The organism is Streptomyces sp. NPDC027185 (genome assembly GCF_055567035.1).
The window spans coordinates 342,884-368,914 of sequence record NZ_JBVHRF010000009.1 but is presented as its reverse complement, the minus strand read 5'-3'; the positions used below and the strand labels follow the sequence as shown (position 1 = coordinate 368,914).

Sequence of the window (26,031 nt, the reverse complement as noted above, 5' to 3'; positions counted from 1 at the left end):
TCGAAGAGGTCCTGCCCTACGAAGAACTGCACGTGACCCTCCCGCAGACCCTTGTACCACCGATCGGATTCGGCACCGAACGGGCCACCGGGCAGTCGGCGCAGTTCCCCCTCGGCCTCTTCGGCTCCGTCGTCGCCTTCGGCGACGTCCGCTTCGACGGCACCGTCCTGCCCGGCGGTGCGGTCTCCGGTGTCCTCGGTGACCTGGTCGCCTCGCTGCTGCCGGCCACGGACGTCATCGGACCGGAGCTGCACGACCGTCTGGCGTCCGCGGTCCGCGCCCAACTCGGCGCGCACTTGGACCGGTTGGGTGCGAACAACCTCTCCCGGCGCCTCGTCGACGGCGGGCTGAAGCTCACCGTGTCCGGCGGTTCGCCCCGCACCGAACACACCGTCCGCATCCGGCTGACCGGTATCCAGCGCAGCCGCGCCACCCACACCGCCTCGCCCTACGCGCCGTACGGCGAGAAGCTGATCGGCCCGCAGGAAGCGACCACCAACCGCTCGACGGGCAGTTCGGAGAGCGCCAGTTCCTCCATCGGCCTGAGCCCCGCAGTCAAGGTGCCGCTGGCACCGGGCAACGTCCCCTTCACCCCCAAGGTGAGCGTCGGCCTGTCGTCGTCCCGCTCGTACGACCAGAGCCGGAGCACCAACGCGTACACCAACCCGTCACTGGGCTACAGCGGTGAGCTGGCACACTTCACCTTCGCCGGGGCCCGGCTGGAGGTCGTCACGGCGGGTCCGGGGGTGCCGGTGGAGCACCGGGCCCACTCGAAGGAGGGCACGCTCCTCGCCGCCTTCCCCGTCGAGCTGGTGGAGCCGGCCACGAACGGTACCGTCACGCCGTGGCATGCCACGCTGCCCGTCGGCACGCCCGGTGCGCTGCGCCGCCGGTTCACTCAGGAGGTCCTGCGGTTCTTCTCCGTTGGGCAGCACATCGGCGGTCTCGGAGGCCTGCGTGACCAGTTGATCCGCGCCTACCCGACCGACGCCCGGGCCGGTAACCCGCTCCACGAGTACCTGCACAACCGGCTCGGCGAGTTGAGCGTCCTCAACGACCTCGCCCGCATTTTGGACGGCGGGATGCTGCTGCCTCCGGTACCGCTCAGCGGCGGCCGGACACTCCAGGGCGAACTGTCGGGACAGGTGACCGGCGTCGAGCGGATCGGCGACGCGAGCGATCTGTCGACCGTGCTCAACCTGCGCTGGCTGGAGTTGCAGGGCGCCTCCGCCACCACCGGTGGCGGCTTCTCCCTCACTCTCGGCGAGGCCACCGGTCTGGGCACCACTCTGCCCACCTTCCAATTCCCGGTGACGCTCGACGCCGGTACGTCCACGTCGTTCAGCTCCGCGGGAGACACCGGCGGCGGACGCTGGCACAGCGCCCGCTTCAACGGCCGCAGTGTGCCGTTCCTGCTGACCGTCCGGCTGACGGCCGGGGTGCGGCCACTCGGCGACCGCCTCGGCCGGGAGTTCACCGAGACCATCGCAGTCGCCGTCCGGGTGCCCGAAGAGCTGGCCGACACCTTCCAGACGGCGCTGCACCAGACCGTGACGCACGGGAGCCAGGGCGGCGCCCCGCAGCCCCTCCCGTACCCCCGGCAGCAGGACGCCCCGGCGCAGACGCCCCCGCACGAGCTGACGCAGCCGACGGGCAGTTCGGGGCTGTACGGCCCGGTCGGGCTGGCCAACCTGTGGCGTGGTTCCGGCAACGGGACCGGGCACCACACGGACGTCCGGAACGAGCTGCGCGAGCAGCTGATGCACGCGCGGAAGTCCCTCGGCGCACCGGAGTGGACGCCGGCGGAACTGCTCGCCCTGAACACGTTCCTGGACACCCACTTCCACACCCAGTCGCTGAGCGCCCGCTTCACCGAGCTGTTCGGCGACCGGGACGCGACCGTCGCCCCCGACGAGCAGGGGCTGCGCCGTACCTTCGTCCGGCCGCTGGCCGACGGGGAGACCGAGACGGTCCACTTCCAGGTGCGCGCCGTGCGGGTACCTGCCGTCCCCGGGCAGGGCATCGCACCGGTGTCCGCCGTCCATCTGCCGAACGCCGGGTTCGACCTGTGGCCCAGCGCCATGCGGGACTTCGCCAACTCCCAGTCGCACAGCTCCAAGCTGGCGCTGGGCGTGGGCGTGGCCGGCGGCTGGGGCGCCCACGCCGGCCACGGGAGCGACCTCACGCTCTTCTCCCGCGGCCTCACTTCCAAGCAGAGCCTGACGTCCTACGCGTATCTGCTCTCGGGGCTCAACTACGCGGGTTCCGCACACCAGTTGACGTACAAGGTGCGGCTGGTCACGTCCGTGACGGTGGAGAAGGTCCCGGCGCCCGGCCTGACCGGCGCGGTGAACCGTCTGGTGCGCGCGGTACGCCCGGCCGGATCCCGTGGCACGGCGCAGCCCCGCCAGGCCACCGCCCGGCCGCGGGAGATCGAGGCCGAGGCACGCTGGCTGGTCCCGGTGGCCACATCGACAGCGCAGGCGCCCGCCGCCCAAGCTCCCGTGAACGAGGGTCCGGTCACCCTCACCCAGCACGACCGGGTGCTCGGCGTCTCTGGCACCGCCCGGCTGCGCGAGCGCGCCCTGGAGCTGCTGACGGCGCACGGCGTCCCGCTCCACCAGGCGCGGGCCCATCTGGAAACGGCCCTCACCCACGACCAGTTGGTGGCGGCGCTGCACACCGGCGCCGGTTCGGCGACCCCCCAGGTGGTCCTGGACGGAGCCCTCACCAACCGCCGGGTCCGGCTGCTCCTCCGGGCGGAGATCACCGACGTGGTGGACGCCGGGGAGACGGTCACGCTGTCGACGATGGACCTCGCGGAGTACTCCGCGGGCTTCTCCGACGTCCGCAGCGTCACCACCAACCACCTCAACCACGCCCACTCCGCCACCTTCACCGGTGGTACGGACACCAGCACGGGCGGGCTCGGGTTCGGGCGGTCCTCCTCGCCGGGCAAGGGCCAAAGCCTCGCGGAGATCACCAACGTCAGCCCGGGCAGCTTCGTGGCCCGTGGCGCGCTGCCGCACCGCTCCCGCACGGGACGCGTGAGGTGGCATCTGACGGTCCAGACCAAGAACATCAACCTGCTCGGCGAATGGTCGCCGACCGCAGGAACGGAGGAGGTGAACATTCCGGAGGGCGTCACCTTCCTCACCCCGCAGTGGCCAACCGCCGACCCCGCCGAGGAGCTGAAGGTACCGGAGACGTTGCCGGTCACCGCACTGCCGCCTGCATCGGTCAGCGAACGCTTCCTGCCCGCCGCCGACACGGGCGACCTGACGGTGGCCGAGGAGAACGGGGACGCCCTGGAGAGCCCCGCCACCCTCACCGAGTCGGTCATGGCGGAGGTCGGGGCGCTCCTGACCACCCACGCCAAGGCCGCCCTGGACTCCCAGTGGACGCCGCAGGCCCCGGGCACGGCACTGCCCGGCACCCTGGACACGGCACAGCCCACTTCCTCCCGGACGAGCTCCACGCCGTCGGAGGGGGATCTCGTCCGCGCACTGATGCTGCCGGCGGAGGCGCTGGCGGATCTCGAAGCGCTCACCGAGCAGCTGAACGGTACGCCGTACGAACTGCTGACCCTGGGGCTGACCGGTCAGGCAGCAGCCGAACTGGTGCGAGCTTCGCTGGATCTGGGTGCCGTTCCGCTGGCGTTGACCGAGGTCGCGAAGGCCTGCAAAACCACTCCGCAACGGCTGTTGACGGCCAGTGCGCAGGAGCGGATCGGCATCGCCACCCAGATCCTGCGGTGGCCTCCGTTCTTCGGTTCCGGTACCGAAGCCGACCGTCGTCAGGCGAGCTGGAACCGTGCGATCAGCCAGGTGGAAAGAACACTGTTCCTGGAGGGCCTGGAAGCGGCACGCACATTTGCGGAAACCGCCTCACAAGCACAGCGTGAGACGGACCTTGCCGCCCTGCCCCAGCAGGTACGGGACGCTCTCACCGACGAGCAGCGCACCGCGTTCCTCGCCGGCGAACCGGTCACTCTCACCGAGGAGCAGCGCGCACACCTGCCCGGAGGGACCCCGGCCACCTTCAAGTCCTGGATCGGCACAGATGCCCAGCGCAGGAAGCGCCACAGGGACAGTCGCCGGGAACTGGTCGAACTCGCCCGCGACCTCGACCTCCCCGAAGAAGCCCGGCCTCTCCTGGCGGACCTCGCCGAACGGCTCGGCACGGTGCCCCGTGCACTGCGTGACCTGGGCCTGACCGGCCAGGCCGCAGCACACCTCGTCACCATGGCACACGAGCTGGGCACGGTGCCCCTCGCACTGCCCAGGCTCGCGGACCACTACCGCATGACGCTGGAGGAGCTGGCGTCCTACGGCGTACAGGAACATATCTGGATGGCTTTCCAGATGCTGCTGTGGCCTTGGGTCCCTGGTGCCGACGCCGATGCCGCCTACCGCCGGCAGCGGCTGAGCGAGTCCGTCCATAAGGTGGTCACGGCATATCTCCGGGAGGGCTCCGAGGCAGGGCGAGAGGCAGTGGAATCCGCTGCACGCAGCCAGCGTGCGGAAGATTACGCCGCCCTGCCCCAGCAGGTGCAGAAGGCTCTCACCGAAGAGCAGTACGCCGCCTTCCTCACCGGCGAGCCGATCGCCCTCACCGAGGAGCAGCGCACCGCCCTGCCCGAAGGAACACCCGACACCCTCGCCTCCTGGATCGGCACAGAAGCCCAACGCGAACAACGCATCGACGACGACGCCCACGCACTCGCCGAAAAGCTGGGCACCACCGAGGACATGGCGTACGACCTCCTGTACGTCGCCAAACTCCTCGGCCTGCAGGACGACCAGCTCCACTTGCTCCACGCATTCGAGGGCCACCTCCAGAGCCTCCCGGAGGTGGATGAGAACAATGCCTTCCGGACGCGAAGGGAACACGATCTCGGCCTGCTACTGGCAGAGCATGGCATCAACCTCCTCGGCCTCATCACCCCCGGCGGAACCGAAACCGCCCACGCCATCTCGCTGCTCACCACGCTCGACGACTGGAGCGTCGACATCGACGAACTGCCGGAGTTCGCGGAATTCCTCACGGTCAACGAACCGCAGGCACCGCAACTGCCGGAGAACGGCTACCACACGGCAACACTCGGACAGCGCCGCGCACTGTGGCAGTACGTCACGCTGCACTATGACACGCTCACCCCGACCGTCACCGCGTGGCGCCATGCCCAGGAACTGGGTCTCGACCCCGAACGCTTCCGCACTCTCGACGACACCACGCGCCACCCCTGGTTCAATGCCCAGGAACTGGCGAACCTCGCCAACCTCCTCTCCCTCCCCCGAGAGGCACGGCCCCGCCTGGTCGACCTCGCACAGCAGTTGGAGGCTGTGCCCAGCGGCTTGGCCGACCTTGAGCTGAGGGATCGGCACGCGGCGCACCTCATCACCATGGCCCAGGCCATCGGCGCTGTACCCCGCGCGCTGCCCCAGGTCGCCGCGAGGTACCACACGACCTCCCAGGAACTGGTGGCGCGCGGTGTGCAGGAACACATCTGGCTGGCGCTCCAGTACCTGAGGTGGCCCTCGGCCCGCGGAACCGACGCCAAGGCCATCCGCCGCCGGAAGAGCCTGAGCGACGCCGTCAACCAGGTGATCAAGGCTCTGCTCACCCAGGGCCCCGGCGCCGTGATGTCCGCGGCGGAAGACGCGTCCCGGGCACAGCACGCGGAGTCGCTCGCCGACCTCTCCCCGCAGATGCGGGACGCTCTCACCGAGGAGCAACGCACCGCCTTCCTCGCCGGCGGGCCGGTCACCTTCACCGAGGAGCAGCGCGCCCACCTGCCCGCGGACACACCCGAGGCCGTCGCCTCCTGGATCGGCACGGAAGCTCAACGCGATCAGCGCCACAACACCCGTGTCGAAGTGCTCGCCAAAATGTTGCGTGTCGACCGGGATGCGGCGTTCGCCCTTCTGCACGTCGCCGAACTCCTCGGTCTGCAAGTCGATCAGTTCCCCCTGCTCCATGTGTTCCAAGGCCACCTCAAGAAGCTTCCGAAGCAGCAAGAGCTCCTCGTCCGGCTGAGGAACCAGGACCTCGGCGTGCTGCTGGCACGGCACGGCATCAACCTCCCCGACCTCCTCCTCGCCCCCGGGGGAGCCGAGGCTTCCCACGCCATCTCGCTGCTCAGCGCCCTCCACCGCTGGAACGTCGGCATCGAAGAGCTCCCCGAGCTCATCGACGAACTCCCGGCAGTCGAGGGCACGACGGCCCCGTACCCGCAGGCACCCCAGATGCTGGTGGATAGCTACAGGGGAGCAACTCCCCAGCAGCGCCGCGAACTGTGGGAGTACATCGTCCAGCACCACGACGCCCTCGTGCCGTCCGTCATCGCTTGGCGCAGCGCCCAGGTACAGAGCCTTGGGCTGTCCCCGGAGCGCCTCAATGAGCTCAACGACACCACCCGCCACCCCTGGTTCAACCTCCGAGAACTGACAACTTTCGCCTACAACCTCGATCTCTCCGACGCATCCCGGCCCCACCTGATCGACCTGGCTCAGTCCATCGGCGCGGTGCCGTACCCGCTGTCCGAGATCGCCGCGCATTACGAGGTCAAGCCGGACGAACTGCTGAAGGACGGCGCCGATGGCCCGGCGTGGTTGGTGTCCCAGCACCTGAAGTGGCCTGCGGTCCTCGGCCCCTACAACGATGCCGAGACCCTTCGCCGCCGGGCAGGCGTGGACCGTGCGTTCAAAAAGGTGGCACAGGCGCTGTTCCGCAACGGCCGCACCGCAGCGGACGAAGCGGCAGAAGCGGCGTCACACCACCAACGCGAAGCAGACCTCAAGGCTCTGCCCCTCCAGGTACAGCACCTTTTCACCGCCGAACAACGCGCCGCCTACCTCAACGGCGAGGCCGTCGCCCTGACCGAGGAACAAGCCACCGCTTTCGTCAACGCGGCCCCGGTGAAGCTCACCGAGAGCCAGTCCGAAGCACTCCTCGCCCGTCAAAGCCTCACCCTCACCGACCAGCAGTCCACCGCCCTCCTCAACGGCCAGCCCTTCACCCTCACCGGCGGACAGCGCACCACGTTCCTCGACGGCGAGCTCGTAGCACTCACCCCCGAACAACGCACGGCTCTCCTCACCGGCCAGCCCCTCACCTTCCCCGAAGAACAACGCACCGCCTTCCTCACGGCCGAAGCCAGGACACTCACCACCTGGCAGAAGACCGCCCTCAGCGACGGACGCCCCGTCACCCTCACCGACGAACAACGCACCGCCTTCCTCGACGACGACCTCATCACCTTCACCGACGAACAACGCACCATCTTCCTCAACGGCGAACCCCTGAGGATCATCGACGCCCGACGCGCCGGCCCGCTCCAGGACGCCCCGAACACCGTCAGCTCCTGGATCGGCACCGAAGCCCAACGCCGACACCGCCCCACGGACTTCCGTCGAGCCTTCGAGCACATCGACGCCGAAGGCACCACCATCCGGCGGGCAACGGGAGCCGGCACCGGCCTCCGCCCACCGAGCTACCTCCGCGCGGCCGGGCGACCGGCATACAGCCAAGAACCGCCTCAGGCGATCGTGGACGCCCTGATCCAGGAACACGGCGACCTCCTCGCGGACTTCACCACCTGGCAGATCGTCCACCTGGGCACTCTCCAGCACATGCTGGACGTCCCGATGGGCGACCTCGTCCACCTCGTTCGCGCCACAGGTGAAGTCCCCACCCCCGAGGCCTTCCAGGAATCCCTCGACGCCCTCGGCCTGAGCGACAACCCCCGCGCCCTTTACGAGGTGCTCACGCACCGCCCCATGCGGCTGTACACACTCCATTCCCTCGCTGGCCCTGACACGCTGAGGTGGCTGTTCGCCTCACCGGCACGGCAGGATTCCCAGGCCGCCGCCTCGGAGATTCCGTGGATCGTCAGCACGCTTGACGACTTTGCCCAACAGCCGACCCAACAGGGGACGCTCACCGGAACCCACTGGTCGGTGCAGCCGGGGCTGCTCACCGACGAAGAAGCTGCCATCAGGCACTTCCTCCATGCTTTCGGCCTTATGGGCCCCAACGAATCCGACGAGCACCGCGGCATCCTCCGGGATTTCGCCATCGTCACGGGTGCACGCGGGCCGCAGGACCGTGCTTGGCTCTTCCGGGCCCTGACCGACCCCTCGTTGGTCGGCCCCGGCGACGTCAGCCGGCAGTCGTGGACCGGACGATGGCTCTCCCCCCTGCACGTGAGCACCCTGATCATCGAGCAAAACCTCCCGTTCGAGGACATGCGCAACGAGGACTTCCCCGCATTCCTCGAACGCATCGACGCCACCGTGGGGCACAGGATGCTCCACATGAGGGGCGTCGACATCCGGCAAGAGTTCCGGGTGTCCCCTGGCGGACATGCGCTCATGGCGGCGATGGAGAAAGAGGTCGCCTACCGCGCGGGCCGCATCGAGCGCCACGGAGGCGAGCGAAGGGTCGAGCACTACCAGAGCCTGGCGGACCGTGGCATCACGCTCATGGAGATCGCCGACTACGTCCACGAGACCGGCGCGCACACCCGCCTGGTCCACGCCGTCTACGAGTACAGCGCACACGTCGGACGGTCCGTGGTGGAAGAGGTCCGCGCACTCACCGAAGAGCTTGAAGTCGACCCGGCCGTGGCCTTCAACCTCCTGTACGTCGCCGACACTCTCGGTCTGCACGACGGACGGCGGCATCTGCTGGGCGTGTTCAAGAGCTTCCTTCAGGACCACGCGGAGCGGGGCGACGCCAACACCCTCCTGCTCTGGAGAATGAAGGACTTCGGGCGGCTGCTGGCGGCGTACGGCTTCCGCGTCAACCAACTGATCAGGCACGAGGAGACCGAAGCTGCCCAGGTTATCTCGTTCCTCGAAGCGCTTCATGCCTGGGACATCGGGATCGATGAGTTCCAGGAATTCCTCATCCACCTGGCGTCCCGCGACCCGCAGGCGCCCCGCCTGCCGGAGAACGGCTACCACACAGCGACACACGGGCAGCACCGTGCACTGCGGCAGTACGCCGTCGAGCGTCGTGACGCCCTCGTCCCGACAGTGGCCGCATGGCGCGCCCAGCAACTGGGACTGACCCCGGAACGCTTCACCAACACGGCCCACCACTCCTGGTTCAATGCCCGGGAACTGGCGAACCTCGCCCACCTCCTCGGTCTCCCAGCCGAGGCACGCCCTCGCCTGACCGACCTCGCCGGACAACTCGGCCAGATACCCCGCACCCTGTGCGCCCTGGACCTGACCGGCCGGAACGCAGCAAACCTCCTCACCACCGCCCAGGAACTGGGCGGGATCCCGACAGTGCTGCCCCAGGTCGCGGAGGCATATGGCCTCTCCCTCCAGCACTTGGTCGCACACAGCGAAGAGGAGCGAGCCACGCTCGCCTCCGGGATCCTGCGGTGGCCCCCGGTCATGGGCCACAGCGACGAGGCCAACCGCCAACGAAAGAGCCTGGCCGATGCGGTCCGGCAGGTGGCACGGGCCCTGTTCCTGGAAGGCCCCTCAGCAGCGCGTACGGCAGCCGAATCCACTTCGCGGAAACAGCGTGAAGCGGACCTCGCCGCCCTGCCGCAGCGCGTGCAAGACATCCTCACCAACAGGCAGCGCGCCACATTCCTCACCGGCGAACCGGTCACACTCACCGAGAAGCAGAGCGCCAAGCTGCCCGAAGGAACACCGAGCACCTTCGCCTCCTGGATCGGCACGGAAACCCAACGCCTCCAACGCCTCGCAGGCGGCACGCCCCACAACCATCGCCACCACTCCGCCCAGGATCACTCCACCAACCAGAACAGCAGCTCCAGCAGCTACCACAACGTCGGGGAGAGCTCTGCCTCCGCTCAGGCTCCGGGGGAGAACTCTGCCCTCGCACAGGAGCTGGGTCTCACACGCGAACGCTTCAGCGAGCTCAACGACCCCACCCACAACCCCTGGTTCAACCCTGGCGAACTGGTCGGCCTCGCCCGCGAGCTCGACCTCCCCCACGAAGCCCGACACCACCTCGTCAACCTCGCCCAACAACTGAAGTTCGTACCCAGCAATCTGCTCAGCTTCAGCATGACCGGCCAGGACGCAGCACACCTCATCACCCTGACCCAGGAACTGGGCGAAACACCCATCACACTGCCCCAGCTCGAGCGGAAATACCGGCTTAAGCCAAAAGACTTGGTGACACCCAACAACCGTGCATGGCTGGTGTCCCAGCACCTGAAATGGCCTGCGATCCTCGGGCCCTACGACGATGAGGAGATCAACCGCCGCCGGGCAGGAGCAGCTCGCGCGTTCCGCAACGTGGCCCGGGAGCTGTTCCTCGACGGCACCCGCGCAGCAACAGCAAAAGCAGCGTTCCAATCAGGGCTCCAGCGTCAGGACGACCTCAACGCACTACCGCTCCAGGTCCGGAACCTGTTCACCCCCCAACAGCGCTACCTCTTCCTCTACGGTGCGCCCGTCGAACTCACCGAAGACCAACGCACCGCATACCTCAACGCACTCCTCAGCGCCTCCCCCGTACGCCTCACCGAAGACCAATCCGCCACACTTCTCGCCCCCCGAACCACCACACTCACCTCCGAACAGAAAGCCGACTTCCGCAACGGCCAAGCCATAACCCTCACTAGCGAACAAAGCACCGCATTCCTCAATAACCCACCCATCACGCTCACCGACACACAACGCACCGCACTCCTCGCCGGCGAAACCATCCGGATCATCGACGAACGCCGAGCCGGACCGCCCCAGAACGCGCCCAAAACCGTCGCATCCTGGATCGGCACCGAAGACCAACGCCGACGGCGCCCCACAGACTTCCGCCAAGCTTTCGAGCAAGTGGACCCGATGGGCAGGAAGTTCTACCATCTGCCGGAAGCTGGCATCGGCTTCCGCCCGCCGGCCTACACCAGCATCTTCGAGCTGCCCGACTACAGCGCCACCCCCCCTCCGGCGCAGCTGTCCAAACCCGACGTGGTCGCGAACTCCCTGCGCCAAGAACACGGCGACCTCCTCACCGACTTCACCACCGAAGAGGTCCGGCGCCTGGGCACCCTGCACCGCATGCTCGACACCTCGATGAAGGAGTTCGTCGCCCTGGCCCGGGTAACAGGCGACATCCCGGACCCGGAAACCCTCCAGGATTCACTCGTCGCCCTCGGACTGAGCAACAACCCCCGCGCCCTCTACGAGGTTCTCAAGCGCCGCCCCATGCGACTGGACATCCTCCACTCCCTCGCCGAGCCGGAGATCCTGAAGTTGCTCTTCAGGCCGCTGGTCAACTGGCAGATCCAGTCCCCCGACCCGGACTCCGACGCAGACTTCCTCACAGAATCCCTCATGGACTCCCTCATGGAATCCGACACGGACTCCCTCATGGAATCCGACACGGACTCCGACACGGACTCCCTCATGGAATCCGACACGGACTCCCACCCGGCGCTCCAGCAAGTTCTCAGGATGATCGACGGCTACGCCCAAAGCCCCGCCCAGCAGGGAGTGCCCCAGGCCACCCACTGGTCGGTGCAGCCAGAACCGCTCGACGACGAGGAAGCCGCCATCGAGATGTTCTGCACCGCCTTCGGCCTCACGGATCCCGACGTGCACTGGCAAACCCTCCTGGATTTCGCCGCCCTCGTAGGGGCTCGGACCCCGCAGGACCGTGCCTGGCTGCTCCGAGCCCTGTCCGACCCCGCACTCGTCGACTACGACGCCGGCCAGCAGCACTGGACCGAACGGTGGATCTCCCCACTCCACGTGGGCATCCTGATCATCGAGCAAAAAATCCCGTTCGGCGTCATGCGCAACGAGGACTTCGTCAGCTTCCTCGAACGGATCGACGAAACCGTGGGCACCAGGATGCTCCAAGCAAGGGAGGGCGACATCCGCGAAGCAGTCCCGCTGAACCCTGGCGGAGACACGCTTATGGCCGCGATCAAAAATGAGGTCGCCAAGCGGGCAGGGCACTTCGGAAGTGCCCGGGGCAACCGATACGTCAGTCAGTATGACCGACTCGTCGAGCAAGGAATCCTGTTCTCGGAAATCGCCGAATACGTTCACGAGACCGGCGCGCTCAGCGACCTGGCCCACGTCCTCTACCAGTACAGCGAGTACGTCGAACGGTCCGTGGTGAGCGAAGTCCGCGCACTCGCCGAACAACTGCGCGTCGACCCGGCCGTGGCATTCAACCTCCACTACCTCGCCGAGATTCTCGGCCTCCAGCCCGGCCAGGAACACCTGCTCACCGCATTCAAGGACTACCTCCAAAACCTTGCGATTCACGGCGACACTCTCCTCGGATGGAGGAATAAGGAGTTCGTGCCGCTGCTGGCGGAGCTCGGCATTAATGCCCTGGACGTGACCAAGCGCCGCGGTAACGAAGCCCCCCACCTCGTCTCGCTACTCGCCGCGCTTGAAACCTGGGACATGGCTATCGACGAAGTCCCTACATTCATCAAGCACCTGATCAAGCATCCCTTGCATACAGAACCTGCGCGGGTCCGCCAGTTGTGGGAATACGCCGCCAGGCAGGCCGATGCCTTCCGCCCAGCCGTTGCCGCCTGGCGCGCCCAGGATCTGAGACTGACTCTGCAACAGTTCCACGCGGTCAACGGCCAACCTTGGTTCAACGCCCGGGAGCTGGTGCGCCTCGCCCACATCCTCGATCTCCCTTCAGAGGATCAGCCTCAGCTAGTACTACTGGCCAGCCAGCTCCATACCACGCCCCGCACCCTGCTCGCCTTGGACCTCATCCAGGAGGAGGCGGCAGGCCTCGTGCGACTGGCACGTCAACTGGGTGCTGTTCCCGTCGGCGAGGACGCGGCACGCCTCGTGCAAATGACCCAGGAGCTGGGCGCATTCCCGCGTGCCGTGGTCCAGGTCGCGAACTTCTATGGCGTCACCCCGCAGGACATGCTGACGTACACCGCGGAGCATCGGGCCACGCTCGCCTCCGGGATCCTGCGATGGCCCCTGACCATCGGTGGCACCGATGCCGAGATCGAGCATCGCCGGACAAGCCTGCGCACCGCGATCGAACATGTGGCGAAGGCCCTCTTCCTGGAAGGCCCCGACGCCGCACGCGTGGCAGCAGAAGTCGCGTCACAGGCACGACGTGAGGCGGACTTCCACGCGCTCCCCCAGCAGCTGCGGGACCTGCTCACCGACGAACAGATCACCACCTTCCTCACCGGCGAACCAGTAACCCTGACCGACGAACAACGTGCCGCCCTGCCCTCGAACACCTCGGGCACCATCGCCTCCTGGGTCGGCACGGAAAACCGACGTAAGCGACGCCGCGTAGGCGGCATGCTCCCCCACCAGCGCACCCACTCCGCCCCCGAACAGCCGGAGAACCAGGCCGGCAGCTCCGGATCCAGCAGCCGTAGCACCTCCACACCCCAGCACCAGAACACTGGAGAGAGCTCTACCTCCGGCCAGGCTCTGGGAGAGAACTCTGCCCCCGCCCCGATACCGGAGGAGAACTCCGCCCTGGCAGAGGAGCTGGGTCTCACCGCGGAGCGCTTCCGCACACTCAACGACACCACCCGCCACCCCTGGTTCAACGCCCGGGAGCTGGCGAACCTCGCCCGCCGGATCGGACTCTCCCGGGAATCACGCCCCCGTCTGGTCAACCTCGCACAGCAGTTGGAGGCCACTCCCCACGCACTCCCCCAGATCGGGGAAGTGATCGGCACGACTCCACAGGAGTTGCTGACGAACGGCGTACAGGAGCTCACCCAGTTGGCGTTCCGACGCCTGAAGTGGCCCCCGATCCACGGAGCCGACGCCGAGGCCGAGCGCCGCCGAAAGGACCTGAGCGACGCCCTCAACCAGGTGATCAAGGCATTCCTCCTGAAGGGACGCACGGCGGCACAGGAAACGGCGAATGCTGTTTCACGGGCGCAGCGGGAAGCGGATCTCGCCGCCCTGCCCCAGCAGGTGCGGGACGCTCTCACCGACGAGCAGCGCGCCGCCTTCCTCACCGGCGAGCCGATCGCCCTCACCGAAGAGCAGCGCACCAGCCTGCCCGGAGGAACACCGAACACCTTCGCCTCCTGGATCGGCACAGAAGACCGACGCAAACAGCACGACAACGACGCCGTCCACGCACTCGCCGAAAAGCTGAACACCACCAAGGACATGGCGTACGACCTCCTGTACGTCGCCAAACTCCTCGGCCTACAGGACGACCAGCTCCCTGTACTGAACGTGTTCGAGGGCCACCTGAAGAGCTTCTGGGACAAGGACGGCCCCCACCTGCGCTGGAGGGACCGGGATCTCGGCCTGTTGCTCGCGGACCACGGAATCGGCCTCCCCGGCCTCATGGCGCGCGGAGGCGCCGAAACCGCCCACGCCATCGCACTGCTCACCACGCTCAACGACTGGGGCGTCGACACCGAAAAACTGGCGGAATTCGCGGAATTCCTCACGGTCAACGACCCGCAGGCACCGCAACTGCCGGAGAACAACTACCACGCGGCAACACCCGCGCAGCGCCACGCACTGTGGCAGTACGCCACCCGGCACCACGGCACCGTCACGCCGACCGTCAACGCGTGGCACGCCCGGCAACTGGGTCTCACCGCGGAGCGCTTCCGCACACTCAACGACACCACCCGCCACCCCTGGTTCAACGCCCAGGAGCTGGAGAACCTCGCCCGCGACCTCGACCTCCCCCACGAAGCCCGACCCCACCTCATCGACCTCGCCGAACAGCTCAGCGGAGTACCCCACACACTGCGCCGCCTCAACTTGTCCGGCGAACACGCAGCACGCCTCATCACCATGACCCAGGAACTGGGCGCGGTCCCCTACGCACTGCCTCAGGTCGCCGCGGGGCACATGAAGACGCCACAGGAGTTGGTGGCATACACCGCCGATGACCAGGCCTGGTTGGTGTCCCAGCACCTGAGGTGGCCCGCGATCCTCGGCCCCTACAACGACGAGGAGACCAACCGCCGCCGAGCAGGAGCAACACGCGCGTTCAACCAGGTGAGGCGGGCACTCTTCCTCAGGGGCATCACCGCGGCGGACCGGGCAGCGGTCGCCGCCTCACAGCAGCAGCGGGAGGAGGACCTCAACGCCCTGCCACACCAGGTACGCACCCTCTTCACCCCTGAACAGAACACCGCCTACCTAAACGGCGAACCCGTCACCCTCACCGAAAACCAACGCACCGCATACCTCAACGCCGCCCCCCTACGACTCGCCGAAAACCAAACCACCACATTCCTCACCCCCGAACAGAACACCGCCTACCGCCGCGGCCAAGCCGTCACCCTCACCGATCAGCAACGCACTGCTTTCCTCACCGACGAATGGATCACGCTCACCGACACACAGCGCGCCGTTTTCCAGAGCGGCGGCCCCGTAAGGATCATCAACGAGCGACAGGCCGGACCATCTCAGGAGGCGCTGATCACCGTCAGCTCCTGGATCGGCACAGAAGCCCAACGCCTAGAGCGCCCCACGGACTTCCGCTGGGCCCTCAGCCAAATCGACGAGGCGGGTAGGCCGACCCCGGCTCCCCGGCCGATGGACGCCAGCACCGGCTCCCGCCCGCCGGCCTACACCGACGTCCCCCGTTTGCCCAACCATGGCTCTCCCCAGGAACTGGCGAACGCCCTGACTCGGGAACACGGCAACCTCCTCACCGACTTCACCCCCGAGGAAGTCGTGCGCCTGGGTGCCTCGCACCGCATGCTGGACGTCTCCATGAAGGACCTCATCCTCCTCGTCCGCACTACAGGCGAAGTCCCTTCTCCCGAGGCCCTCCAGGAATCCCTCGCGGCCCTCGGACTGAGCGACAACCCCCGCGCCCTCTACGAGGTGCTCAAGCACCACCCCATGCCGCTGGCCACGCTCCACTCCCTCCGCGAACCGCACCTGTTGAAGACGATGTTCGGCTCACTGGTCAACCAGCGGATGTGGGAGTCCGACCGAGAGGCGTTCAAGGTCGCCGACGACCTCCGCAGGCTCACCTCGAAACGGGCTCAGCAGGGAAGGCAGCCGCGCACCCACTGGTCGGTACAGCCGGGACTGCTCGACAACGAAGAAGCCGCCATCGAGCACTTCTTCTTCGTCTTCCACCTCCAGGCCACTCCTCGGAACAGGGAGGTGCTCAAGGATTACGCCACCCTCGCGGGTGCCCTGACCTCGTATGACCGTGCCTGGCTGTACCGCGCCCTGTCCGACCCGGCATTGGTCGGCCCCGGCAACGTCGGCCAGCGGGAGTGGACTGAGCGGTGGATCTCCCCAGTCCATGTGGTCACCCTGCTCGTCCATTACAATGTTCTTTTCGATGACCTGGGTAACGGGGACTTCATCAGCTTCCTCGAACGGGTCGACGACACCGTGGGCACCTGGGTGCAACATTCGGGTGGGCAGGACATCCGGGAAACCGTCCGGCTGGCCCCTGGCGGGCGCCCGCTCATGAAGGCGATGGAGAAGCATCTCGCCCTCCACTCAGGCCGCCTCCACGGCCGCGGGGGCGGCTGGCACGTCAATGAGCACCGGATGCTGGCCGCACAGCAGGTCACGCTCGTGAGCGCGGCGGACTACATCCACCAGACCGGCGCGCACGGCAATCTGATCCACGCCATCTATCATTTGAGCGCGCGCATGCAGCGCCCTGTGGTGGACGAAGTCCGCGCACTCGCTGAAGAGCTGCACGTCGAACCGGCCCTGGCGGTCGCCCTTCTGCACGTCGCCAACCGCTTCCACCTGCACGGCAAACATCGCGCTCTGTTCGGTGTGCTCAAGGACCACTTCCGGGACCTCGCAGAACAGGGCGATGCCCTCACCTACTGGGTCCACGGCGGCCTCGCCGATCTGCTGACCCAGCACGGCGTCAACTACAGTGCCCTGACCGCGCACCGCGGACCCGAAGCCCTCTACGTCCTCTCACTGTTCACCGCACTGCGGGCATGGAACGTCGGGGCCGAGGAACTGGCGGAGCTCGCGGAATTCCTGACGGTCAACGACCCGCGGGCACCCGAGCTGCCGCGGAACAGCTACCACGCGGCCCGGCCCGCACAGCGCCGTGCGGTGTGGCAGTACGCCACCACGCACCGCCGCGCCCTCGTCCCGACCATCGCCGCGTGGCGCGCCCAGCAACTGGGGCTCGCTCCGCAACAGTTCCGTGCGCTCGACGACACGGCCCGTCATCCCTGGTTCAAGGCCAGGGAACTGGTCAATCTCTCCCGCAAGCTCGACCTGCCGCTGGCGGCCCGGCCGCACCTGGTCGACCTCGCCCAGCAGCTGAAGTCCGTGCCCTACACTCTGCGTTTTCTGGGCCTGACCGGACAGGACGCGGCGCACCTCGTCACCATGACCCAGGAACTGGGCGCGGTGCCCCACGCGCTGCCTCAGGTCGCGGAAAGCCACGGCACGACTCCTCAGGAGCTGGTGGCGGCCGGTGCACCGGGACGTATCTGGCTGGCGTTCCAGGCCCTGAAGTGGCTCCCGATCCACGGCGCTGAAGCCGACCTCCGCCGGGCGGGCCTGAGCCGGACCGTCAACCAGGTAGCAAAGGCGCTACTCCTAGAAGGCCCCGACACCGCACGCGCGGTGGTGGAAGCCGCGTCACGGGCTCAGCGTGAGGCGCATCTCGCCGCGCTGCCCCAGCAGGTACGGGAGGCTCTCACCGGCGAGCAGCGTGCCGCCTTCCTCACCGGCGAAATCGTCACGCTCAGCGAGGCGCAGAGCACCGCCTTCCTCGCCAGCGGACCCGTGACACTCACCGATGAGCAGCGTGGCGTGCTCTTCCGCAGCGAATCCGCGAAGCTCCCCGATGAGCAGCGTGGCATGCTCTTCCTCAGCGAAACCGAGCAGCTCGCCAAGGAGCGGCGCGACGCGCTGCTCGTCGACGAACCGGTGACGCTCACCGACGAGCAGCGTGCCGTCCTGTCGCGGGAGGCACCTCCCGTCCTCACTCCCTGGGTCGGCACGGAAGCCCAGCGCGAGCAGCACCACACCGACGTCGTCCACGCACTCACCGAAGAACTGCACGTCGACCCGGTGGCGGCGGCCAGCCTTCAACACCTCGCCGGTCTCCTCGGCCTGCAGAATGAACAGCACGGACTGTTCGCCGTGTTCGGGGGGTACCTCCAGGACCTCGCGGATCGGAACAACGGCCTCTCCCAGTGGAGGGACCGGGATCTCGGAGCTCTGCTGACCCAGCACGGCGTCGATGTCCAGGCCCTGCTACTGCCCGGAGCCGAAGCCGCTCATGTCGTCTCGTTGATCGCCGCGCTTCAGCCGTGGGACGCCGGTATCGAGGAACTCCCCTCACTCTGCGAGTACCTCGCGTCATGGGACACGCAGGCACCTGAGCTGCCGGAGAACAGCTACCACACGGCGACACCCGAACAGCGCCGCGCACTGTGGCAGTACGCCGCCGCGCACCGCGACGCCCTCGTCCCCACCATCGCCGCATGGCGGGCCCACCAACTGGGTCTGACCCTGGAACGGTTCAGCGGACTCAACGACACACCGCACCACACCTGGTTCAACGCACGAGAGCTGGTGGCCCTCGCCGACGAGCTCGGGCTCCCGCGGGAATCACGTCCTGGCCTGATCGACCTCGCGCAGCAACTGGAAGCCGCTCCCCGCGCGCTCCCCCAGGTCGCGGAGGCCTCTCACCTCACCCCGCAGGAACTGGTGACGTATGGCACGCAGGCACACATTTGGTTCGCGTTCCAGCAACTGAAGTGGCCCTCGATCCACGGAAAGGACGCCGAGGCCAACCGACGCCGCAAGAGCCTGAGCGATGCCGTCAACAAGGTGGTGAAGGCCTTCCTCCTGGAAGGACCCGGGGCGCTGCCCACTGCGGTGGAAGCCGCTTCACGCCACCAGCGTGAAGAGGAGCTCGCCGGCCTCTCCCAGCAGGTGCGGGACGCTCTCACCGACGAACAGCGCGCCAGATTCCTCGCGGGCGAGCCGGTCACGCTCACCGAAGAGCAGCGCACCCAGCTTCCCGAAGGAACGCCGGACACCGTCGCGTCCTGGATCCCCACGGAAACCCGGCGCGCGCAGCACCGCGAGGCCGCGGTCGGCGCGTTCACCGAAGGTCTGGACGCCACTCGGATGTCGGCGTTCGGCCTCCTGTACGCCTCCGACCTCACCAGGCTCCTCGACCTGGACGAGGACCAGGACCGCCTGTTCGGCGTGTTCTATGAACACCTCCAGAGGGTCGCAGAGCAGGGTGCCACCGCCCGCTGGAGGGACCTGGACGTCGGCCTGTTGCTGGCAGAGCACGGCATCGACCTCGCCGCCCTGATCACCCCGGGCGGAACCGAGACCGGCCACGCCGTCTCACTGCTCACCGCGATCGATATGTGGAAGACCGATACGTGGCATATCGGCATCGAGGACCTCGCGCAGTTCGCGGAGTTCCTGACGGCCGACGACCCGCAGGCGCCCCGGCTGCCGGGGAACAATTACCAGGCAGCGGACTTCGGGCAACGCCGCGCACTGTGGCAGTACGCCACCCGGCGCGCCGACACCCTCTCCGCGGCCGTCACATGGCGCGACACCAAGGAACTGGGGATCACCCCTGAACACTTCACCAGGCTCAAGGACACCGCCCGCGGCTCCCGGTTCGACTTCCGGCAACTGGTACTCCTGGCCTACGACCTCAAGCTCCCCCACGAGGCTGGGCCCCACCTGGCCGATCTCGCCGCACAGCTCGGCGAGGTGCCGCGCGACCTGGCCGACCTCCATCTGACCGGCCGGGCAGCAGAAGACGTCATCGCCATGGCCCAAGAGCTGGGCGCGGTTCCCCACGCACTGCACAAGGTCGCGCAGTGGTACGGCACGACGCCGGAGGAACTGGCAGCAGCCGGCCCCCAGGGACGGGCCTGGCTGGTGTCCCAGTTCCTGTGGTGGCCCTCGGTCTTCGACTCCCCTGACCACGCCGGGATCAGCCATCGCCGAGAGGCATTGGACGATGCGATCCGCAAGGTGGAGACGAAGCTGTTCGTCGAGGGCCCGACAAAGGCGCATCGGTTGGCGAGCAGCGTTTCGGCTAAGCAGCGCGAGAAGGAGTTCCGCGCCCTCCCCCAGCAACTGCGGGACACTCTCACTACCGAACAGGGCACCGCCTTCCGCGCCGGCAAGGACATCGCACTCACCGCCGAACAGCGCGCCCACCTGCCCGAAGGAACGCCAGAGACCATCGCGTCCTGGATCGGCAGGGCGGAGAGGGGCGGCAGCAGCCCAAAGGTCCTCGACGTGGTCGGGTCTCTTCTGCGAGAACACCGCAATGTGCTCACTGAGTTCACCACTGGCGAGATCCTGCGCCTGGGGGCCCTGCAGGACATGCTGGACCTCACCGCGGACGACTTCGTCAACCTGATCCATCTCGCCCATTCGACGGGCGAGATCCCGGAACCCGAATCCCTCCAGCAGATACTTGCCGACCTCGGTCTGAGCGATAACCCCCGTGCCTTCTATCAGGTACTCAGGCACTTCCCCATGCGGCTGGACGCACTCCAGGCCCTGGCCGAACCGCATGTGCTGAAGGAACTGTTCGCCCCGCTGATCCGCCGGCAGATTCAGCAGTCCGACCCGGAGGTGCGGCAGGTCGTTGTCGCACTCGGTGAACTCGCCCAAGCGCCGGCATACCGAGAAGGGCTCTCTGGCCTCCACTGGTCGGTACAGCCAGGGCTGCTCGACGACGAAGAAGCCGCCATCGAGCATTACCTCCACGTCTTCCACCTCCAGGAGGACGAATTCAAGAGCCAAAGGCGCATCCTCAAGGACTTCGCCACCGTGGCGAGGGCCTACACACCACAGGACCGCGCCTGGCTGTTCCGCACCCTCTCCGACCCCGCGTTCACCGGCCTCGGTAACGCCGCCGAGCGCACGTGGAGCGGCCCGTGGCTCTCGCCGGTGCACGTTTTCGTTCTGATGGACGACTACTCGTTCACCGAGCTGCGCAACAAGAACTTCTCCGACTTCCTCGAAGAGATCCATCACGCTGCCGCCATCAGGGCGCGCAGGAAGAGGAAGAGCATCCAGGACGAGTTCGAACTGCTGCCCGGTGGGCACGAGATCGCGGCCGAGATGGAGGAGCACGTCGCCCGTCGCGCAGGTCGCACTGGTGAGACCGGGGGCGGTCGAATCGTCGAGGACTACACGAGGCTGGCCTTCAATGGCATCACGCTCATGGGCATCGCCGACTATGTCCATGAAACCGACGCGCCCAGCGGCCTGATCCACCCCCTCTACGAGTACAGCGTGCGGCTCGAACGGCCTGTGGTGCACGAGGTCAGTGCACTCGCCCAAGAACTGCGCGTCGCTCCAGTCGTGGCGTGGAATCTCGTGCAGATCGCTGAGGATCTCGCGCAGATCGCCGAGGCTCTCTATCTGGACGGCGACTGGCGCCACCTGGCCAACGTGTTCAAGAATGACCTCCAAGACCGCGCGGCGCAGGGCGAAACCCTCCTCGACTGGCAACAGGAGCACTTCTACCCGCTGCTGGCAGAGCACGGTGTCGATACGCCGAAGCTGCAATTCTCCAACAGCGAGCGATACTTCGTCCTCGATCTGCTCAAAAGCCTCCACAGGTTGAAGGTAGGGATCGAGGAGTTTCCCACCTTCGCGGAATACGTGGCGCAAGATGGGAGGCGGACGCCCCTCCTGGCGAACGACACCTACAGCCGGATGACACGCAAGCAGCGCCGCAAAATGTGGGAGGCCGTCAACAAGCACGTTGAAGCCCTCATCCCGACCATCGGCACCTGGCGCGCCGGGCAGTTGGGCCTGAGCGAGGAACGGTTCGCCGAACTCGATGCTGCGGGGGAGCATCTGTGGTTCAACGCCCAGGAGCTGGTGCGACTCGCCCACGCTCTCGGCCTGCCCCCGGAGTCACGCCCTCACCTGGTCAACTTCGCCGAACAGCTCGGCGCCGTGCCCCACGGCCTGCGCACCTTCCTTCTCACCGGCCAAGACGCAGTACACCTGGTGACTATGGCCCAGGCACTAGGCGAAGTACCCCACGCACTGGCAGAGGCCGCGGAAGCTTACGACCTCAGCCCGCAGAAGCTGTTGGAAGGCGGCACGCAGCAGCGGTTCGATCTCGCCCTCAAGATCCTGAGGTGGCCCGAGATCTCCGGCACCGACGCGGAATCCGGCCGACGCCGGACGAAGCTGGGTGACGCGGTCAAGCAGGTGGAGCGGGCGCTCCTCCTCAACGGCCCGGCAGCTGCACACAAGGTGGCGGTAGCCGCTTCACGGGCGCAGCGTGCGGAAGATCTCGCCGCCCTGCCCGAGCAGGTGCAAAACCAGCTCACCGAGGAACAGCGGACCGCCTTCCTCGCCGGGGAACCGGTGACGCTGACGGCCCAGCAGCGGGCCGGTGTGCCCCAGGGCACACCGCGCACCGTCAGGTCCTGGATCGATGAAGGGGCCGGCCGCAACGGCGAGGACGCCTCGCTCCAGGTCACGATCACCGTGCCGGAGCCGGAGCGGCTCACGAGGCCGCCGGTGGAGGAGTTCGTGCGGCTCCTGCCGCACAACGCCGGCGCGTCCCCGCAGACGGTCGCACCGCAGGCGACGCAAGCGACCGCACCGCAGGCAACGGCGCCGGCACCGCGGAACCTCTCGGCTCCTGCGCCTCAGGGGCAGGAACCCGCGGCGGAGCAGACCCCGCGCCCGTCGGCAACGGCGCCCCTGCCACTCGCCAACCTGGACTCCTCGCCGGCCCACACGCGCAGCACCGCGCCGGCCCGCACACCGGGCGCCGCCCGGGAGACCGCCCCAGCCGTCTCCACTCCGCTGGTGCCGTTCCTCGACAGCCCTGAGCTGGTCCGAGGACGGCTCCAGGTCATCGGATGGGCCTCCTCCGGCACATCGGAGCGTGTCGGCGCGGCGCTCGGCCAGATCCGCTACTGGATCGGCACCGCGGACACCGCGGCGCTGACGCCGGAGAACCCCGCGGCGCCCCTGCTCTCGCCGGACGGACAGGGCGGGGGGCAGCCACCACGCGTCCTGCACCTGAGCGGCGCGACGTTCATGGAGGATCCCGAAGACGGCCAGGAGGTCATCAGGGCACTGCTGCGAAGGGCCGCGGGTCTCACCGCGGGCAACAGCTTCGATCGCGGTGTCGACACGGTGCTCGTCGAGACCAACGGGGTGGTCCTGACGCCCGAGACGCTCACGGGATACGGGTTCGTACGGTTGGGCGACAGCCCGCTGTGGCACCAGACCGCCGACGCCCTGACCACCACGATGAGTTCCCTTCCCGCCTCGGAGAGCTTGATCGTCGAGAACTGCGAGTCGATGCGGCGGTGACCAACGGCCTGGGGGGCGCTCCGCAGGGGCGCCCCCCAGACCCCTCCACACTCCCCCCACCAGGGCAAAGACCCCCAGAACAGGGACATGGGCAGGGCCCGGCCCGGACCGCAGGATGGGTGTGGACCCGTTGCCGTTCCCGTACGTGGTGCCGGGCGGCCCGGTCCGCGCCCGTCCCGTACCCCCGAGGAGCACCGCCCATGGCCGACAGTTCATCCTTCGACATCGCCGCGATCACGGAGCGGATGCGCGCTCTCCAGGGGAACCTGGCCGGGCTCGGCGGGCTGAAGGGCAGTCAGATGACCGGGCACGCACGTGGCGGTCTGGTCACCGCGAAGGTGGACGCGGACGGGACGCTGACCTCGCTGCGGGTGGACCCGTCGGTCATCGACCCGGACGATCCGCAGTCACTGGAGGACGCCGTCGTCACGGCGGTCGCGGCCGCACAGGCGGCGCTGCGGGACATGCGGTCGAAGCAGATCGGCGAGTTCACCGAAGGCATGCTGGGTCTCGCCAACGGCCTGCGCGCCGAGAACCGGCAGTACAGCGACAGTTCCCCGCACGTCGATCCGACCGCCGCCCAGGCCGTCACCCAGGCCGCCCCGCCGGCCCCCAAGGACGGCCCCGGACCCCGCTGAAGGACGAGGCGGACACCGCGCTGCCGTGTAGGGCCCGCTCCCGGCCCTGCACGGCACTTTTCCGTGCCCGCGGCAACGCCCGGCTCCAGCCATGGGCCCCGGCGCCCCGGCGCCCCGGCGCCCCGGCGCCCCGGCCGAGCGTTCCACCCCCGGGGTTCGGTGTTCCACCCCGGACCCGGCCGCACACCGCACGACCACACCAGGCACCGGACCGAGACCGTCGGCGGCGCCCCCGAGGAGGGCGCCGGAAGAAACCCGCGCCCTCAGAACTCCACCGTCGAAACCGTATGCACCACCGGGTGTCCCGGCTCGTCGAAGCTCACCGTGATCTGCTGGGAGGGCTGCGGCTTCGCGCGGTGTTCGCGCAGGCCGGCGAACTGGCCGTCGCCGGTGAAGTCCCAGCCGACCTGGGCGGACTGCCGGGGGGTGATGGTGACCTCGCCCTTCTTGAGGGCGTCGGTGCTGGTGCCGATCGCCTTCAGGTAGCGGGCCAGGCCCACCTCGTTCGTGCGGAACTGGACGAAGAGTGAGCTGGTGTCCCAGGAGTTCGTCTCGTAGTAGTAGACCGGCGTCGAGCCGATCGGCACCGGCACGTTGTAGATCCGCTGCTGGACCTTGCTGGGGAAGGCGTTGGTCAGACCCGTCGCGGCGGCCTCGGCGTCCTTCGTGCCGCCGCTGTCGCGGCTCTGCTCGGCGGAGATGACGATGTAGCCGGCGGGGATGGTGATCAGCAGGAAGATGATCACGGCCATCAGCCAGCGGGGCGTCTCACGGCGCGGTGCGGCGGCGGGCGGCGGGGCGGCGGCGCCCGCGAGGTCCTGGGTGGTCATCGGCGGCCGGTCCGTTCGTAGCGCTCGTAGCGCTCCACCCGGCGGCGGTTGGCGCGCCGGAAGCGGCGGGCGACCAGCCGGGCGAGGTCCGCGGCGCCGACCATGCCGGCCTCGGGGCCGAGCTGCGCCTTGGCGATCCGGGCCTCGGGGCGGTAGCCGCGGCCGGTCAGGGTGCGACGGAAGGCGTCGGTGGCGGGGCCGATCAGCAGGTCGTCGGCGGCGCTGACGCCACCGCCGATGACGAAGCAGGACGGGTCGAGGGCGGCGGCGAGGTTGGCGATGCCGACACCGAGCCACTGGCCGATCTCGGCGAGCAGCTCGACGCACATCGCGTCGCCCTCCCGCGCCAGCTCGGTGATGAGCGGCCCGGTGATGTCGGGGACGTTGCCGCCGACCCGCTCGATGATGTTGTACGCGACGGGTGAGTCGGCGGCGGCCAGCTCCCGGGCCTCGCGGACCAGGGCGTTGCCGGAGCTGTACTGCTCCCAGCAGCCGCGGTTGCCGCACGGGCAGCGGTGCCCGCCGGGCACCACCTGCATATGGCCGAACTCGCCGGCGACCCCGTACTTACCGCGTTTGACCTGGCCGTCCTCCAGGATGGCGCCGCCGATGCCGGTGCCCAGCGTGATCATGACGAGGTGGTCCTCGCCGCGCCCGGCGCCGAACCGCCACTCCGCCCAGGCGGCGGTGTTGGCGTCGTTGTCGACCATGACGGGGACGGCGAGGCGGCCCGCGAGGCGGTCGCGCAGCGGTTCGTTGCGCCAGTTCAGATGGGGGGCGAAGAGGACGTTGGAGCGGTCCGCGTCGACCCAGCCGGCGGCGCCGATGCCGACCGCGTGCACATCGTGCCGGTCGGAGAGGTCGAGGACCAGCTCGGTGATGGTGTCCTCGACGACCTTCGGGCTCTTGGACTTGTCCGGCGTCTCGGTGCGGACCTGCTCCAGGATCGCGCCGTCGGCGTCGACGACGCCCGCCATGACCTTGGTGCCGCCGATGTCGATACCGACGGTCGGCACCCGCGGCGCGGTCAGGTGCGAGCGGCGCTCGCGGGTCCCGGCGGTGCGCAGCACGGTCGCCCGCGCGGGCCCCCGCGGGACGCGTTCACGGTACGTACTCATCGGCCCACCTCGCCGTGGCTGCGGCGGTGGCCCGGTCGGCTGTCTGCGCGCAAGAGTCGTCTCGTCCCTGCGGGTCGGGAGGCCGGTGGTGCGGCCTCGGTGTGCGGGCGGGGGTTCCGCCGGGGCTGCGGTGCGCGGGCCGTCCGGTCGTCGGGAGCCC

4 protein-coding genes are annotated in these 26,031 nt (G+C 68.2%); 2 read left to right on the top strand and 2 right to left on the bottom strand.

The genetic code is table 11. The annotated features are described in order from the left end of the window. Positions 1-32: 32 nt before the first annotated feature. Entirely contained in the window at positions 33-23,285 is a 23,253-nt protein-coding gene (locus ACZ4M8_RS27360; RefSeq protein WP_467611833.1) for a hypothetical protein, read from the top strand. A gap of 200 nt (positions 23,286-23,485) precedes the next feature. After that, positions 23,486-23,923, top strand: coding sequence for a YbaB/EbfC family nucleoid-associated protein (locus ACZ4M8_RS27355; RefSeq protein ID WP_467611830.1), 438 nt, complete (start codon positions 23,486-23,488; stop codon positions 23,921-23,923). Positions 23,924-24,186: 263 nt separating this feature from the next. Here ACZ4M8_RS27355 and ACZ4M8_RS27350 read toward each other — a convergent pair whose 3' ends face one another. Continuing rightward, positions 24,187-24,753 (bottom strand): hypothetical protein, encoded by a 567-nt coding sequence (locus tag ACZ4M8_RS27350; RefSeq protein ID WP_467611827.1) that lies wholly within the window; start codon positions 24,751-24,753, stop codon positions 24,187-24,189. Beyond that, entirely contained in the window at positions 24,750-25,871 is a 1,122-nt protein-coding gene (locus tag ACZ4M8_RS27345) for an ROK family glucokinase (RefSeq protein ID WP_391641396.1), read from the bottom strand. Before ACZ4M8_RS27345 ends, ACZ4M8_RS27350 begins: the two co-directional genes overlap by 4 nt. Positions 25,872-26,031 lie beyond the last annotated feature (160 nt).

Coding starts and splice junctions, on each gene's coding strand:
- ACZ4M8_RS27355 (WP_467611830.1), top strand. CDS start 23,486: ATGGCCGACAGTTCATCCTTCGACATCGCCGCGATCACGGAGCGGATG.
- ACZ4M8_RS27350 (WP_467611827.1), bottom strand. CDS start 24,753: ATGACCACCCAGGACCTCGCGGGCGCCGCCGCCCCGCCGCCCGCCGCC.
- ACZ4M8_RS27345 (WP_391641396.1), bottom strand. CDS start 25,871: ATGAGTACGTACCGTGAACGCGTCCCGCGGGGGCCCGCGCGGGCGACC.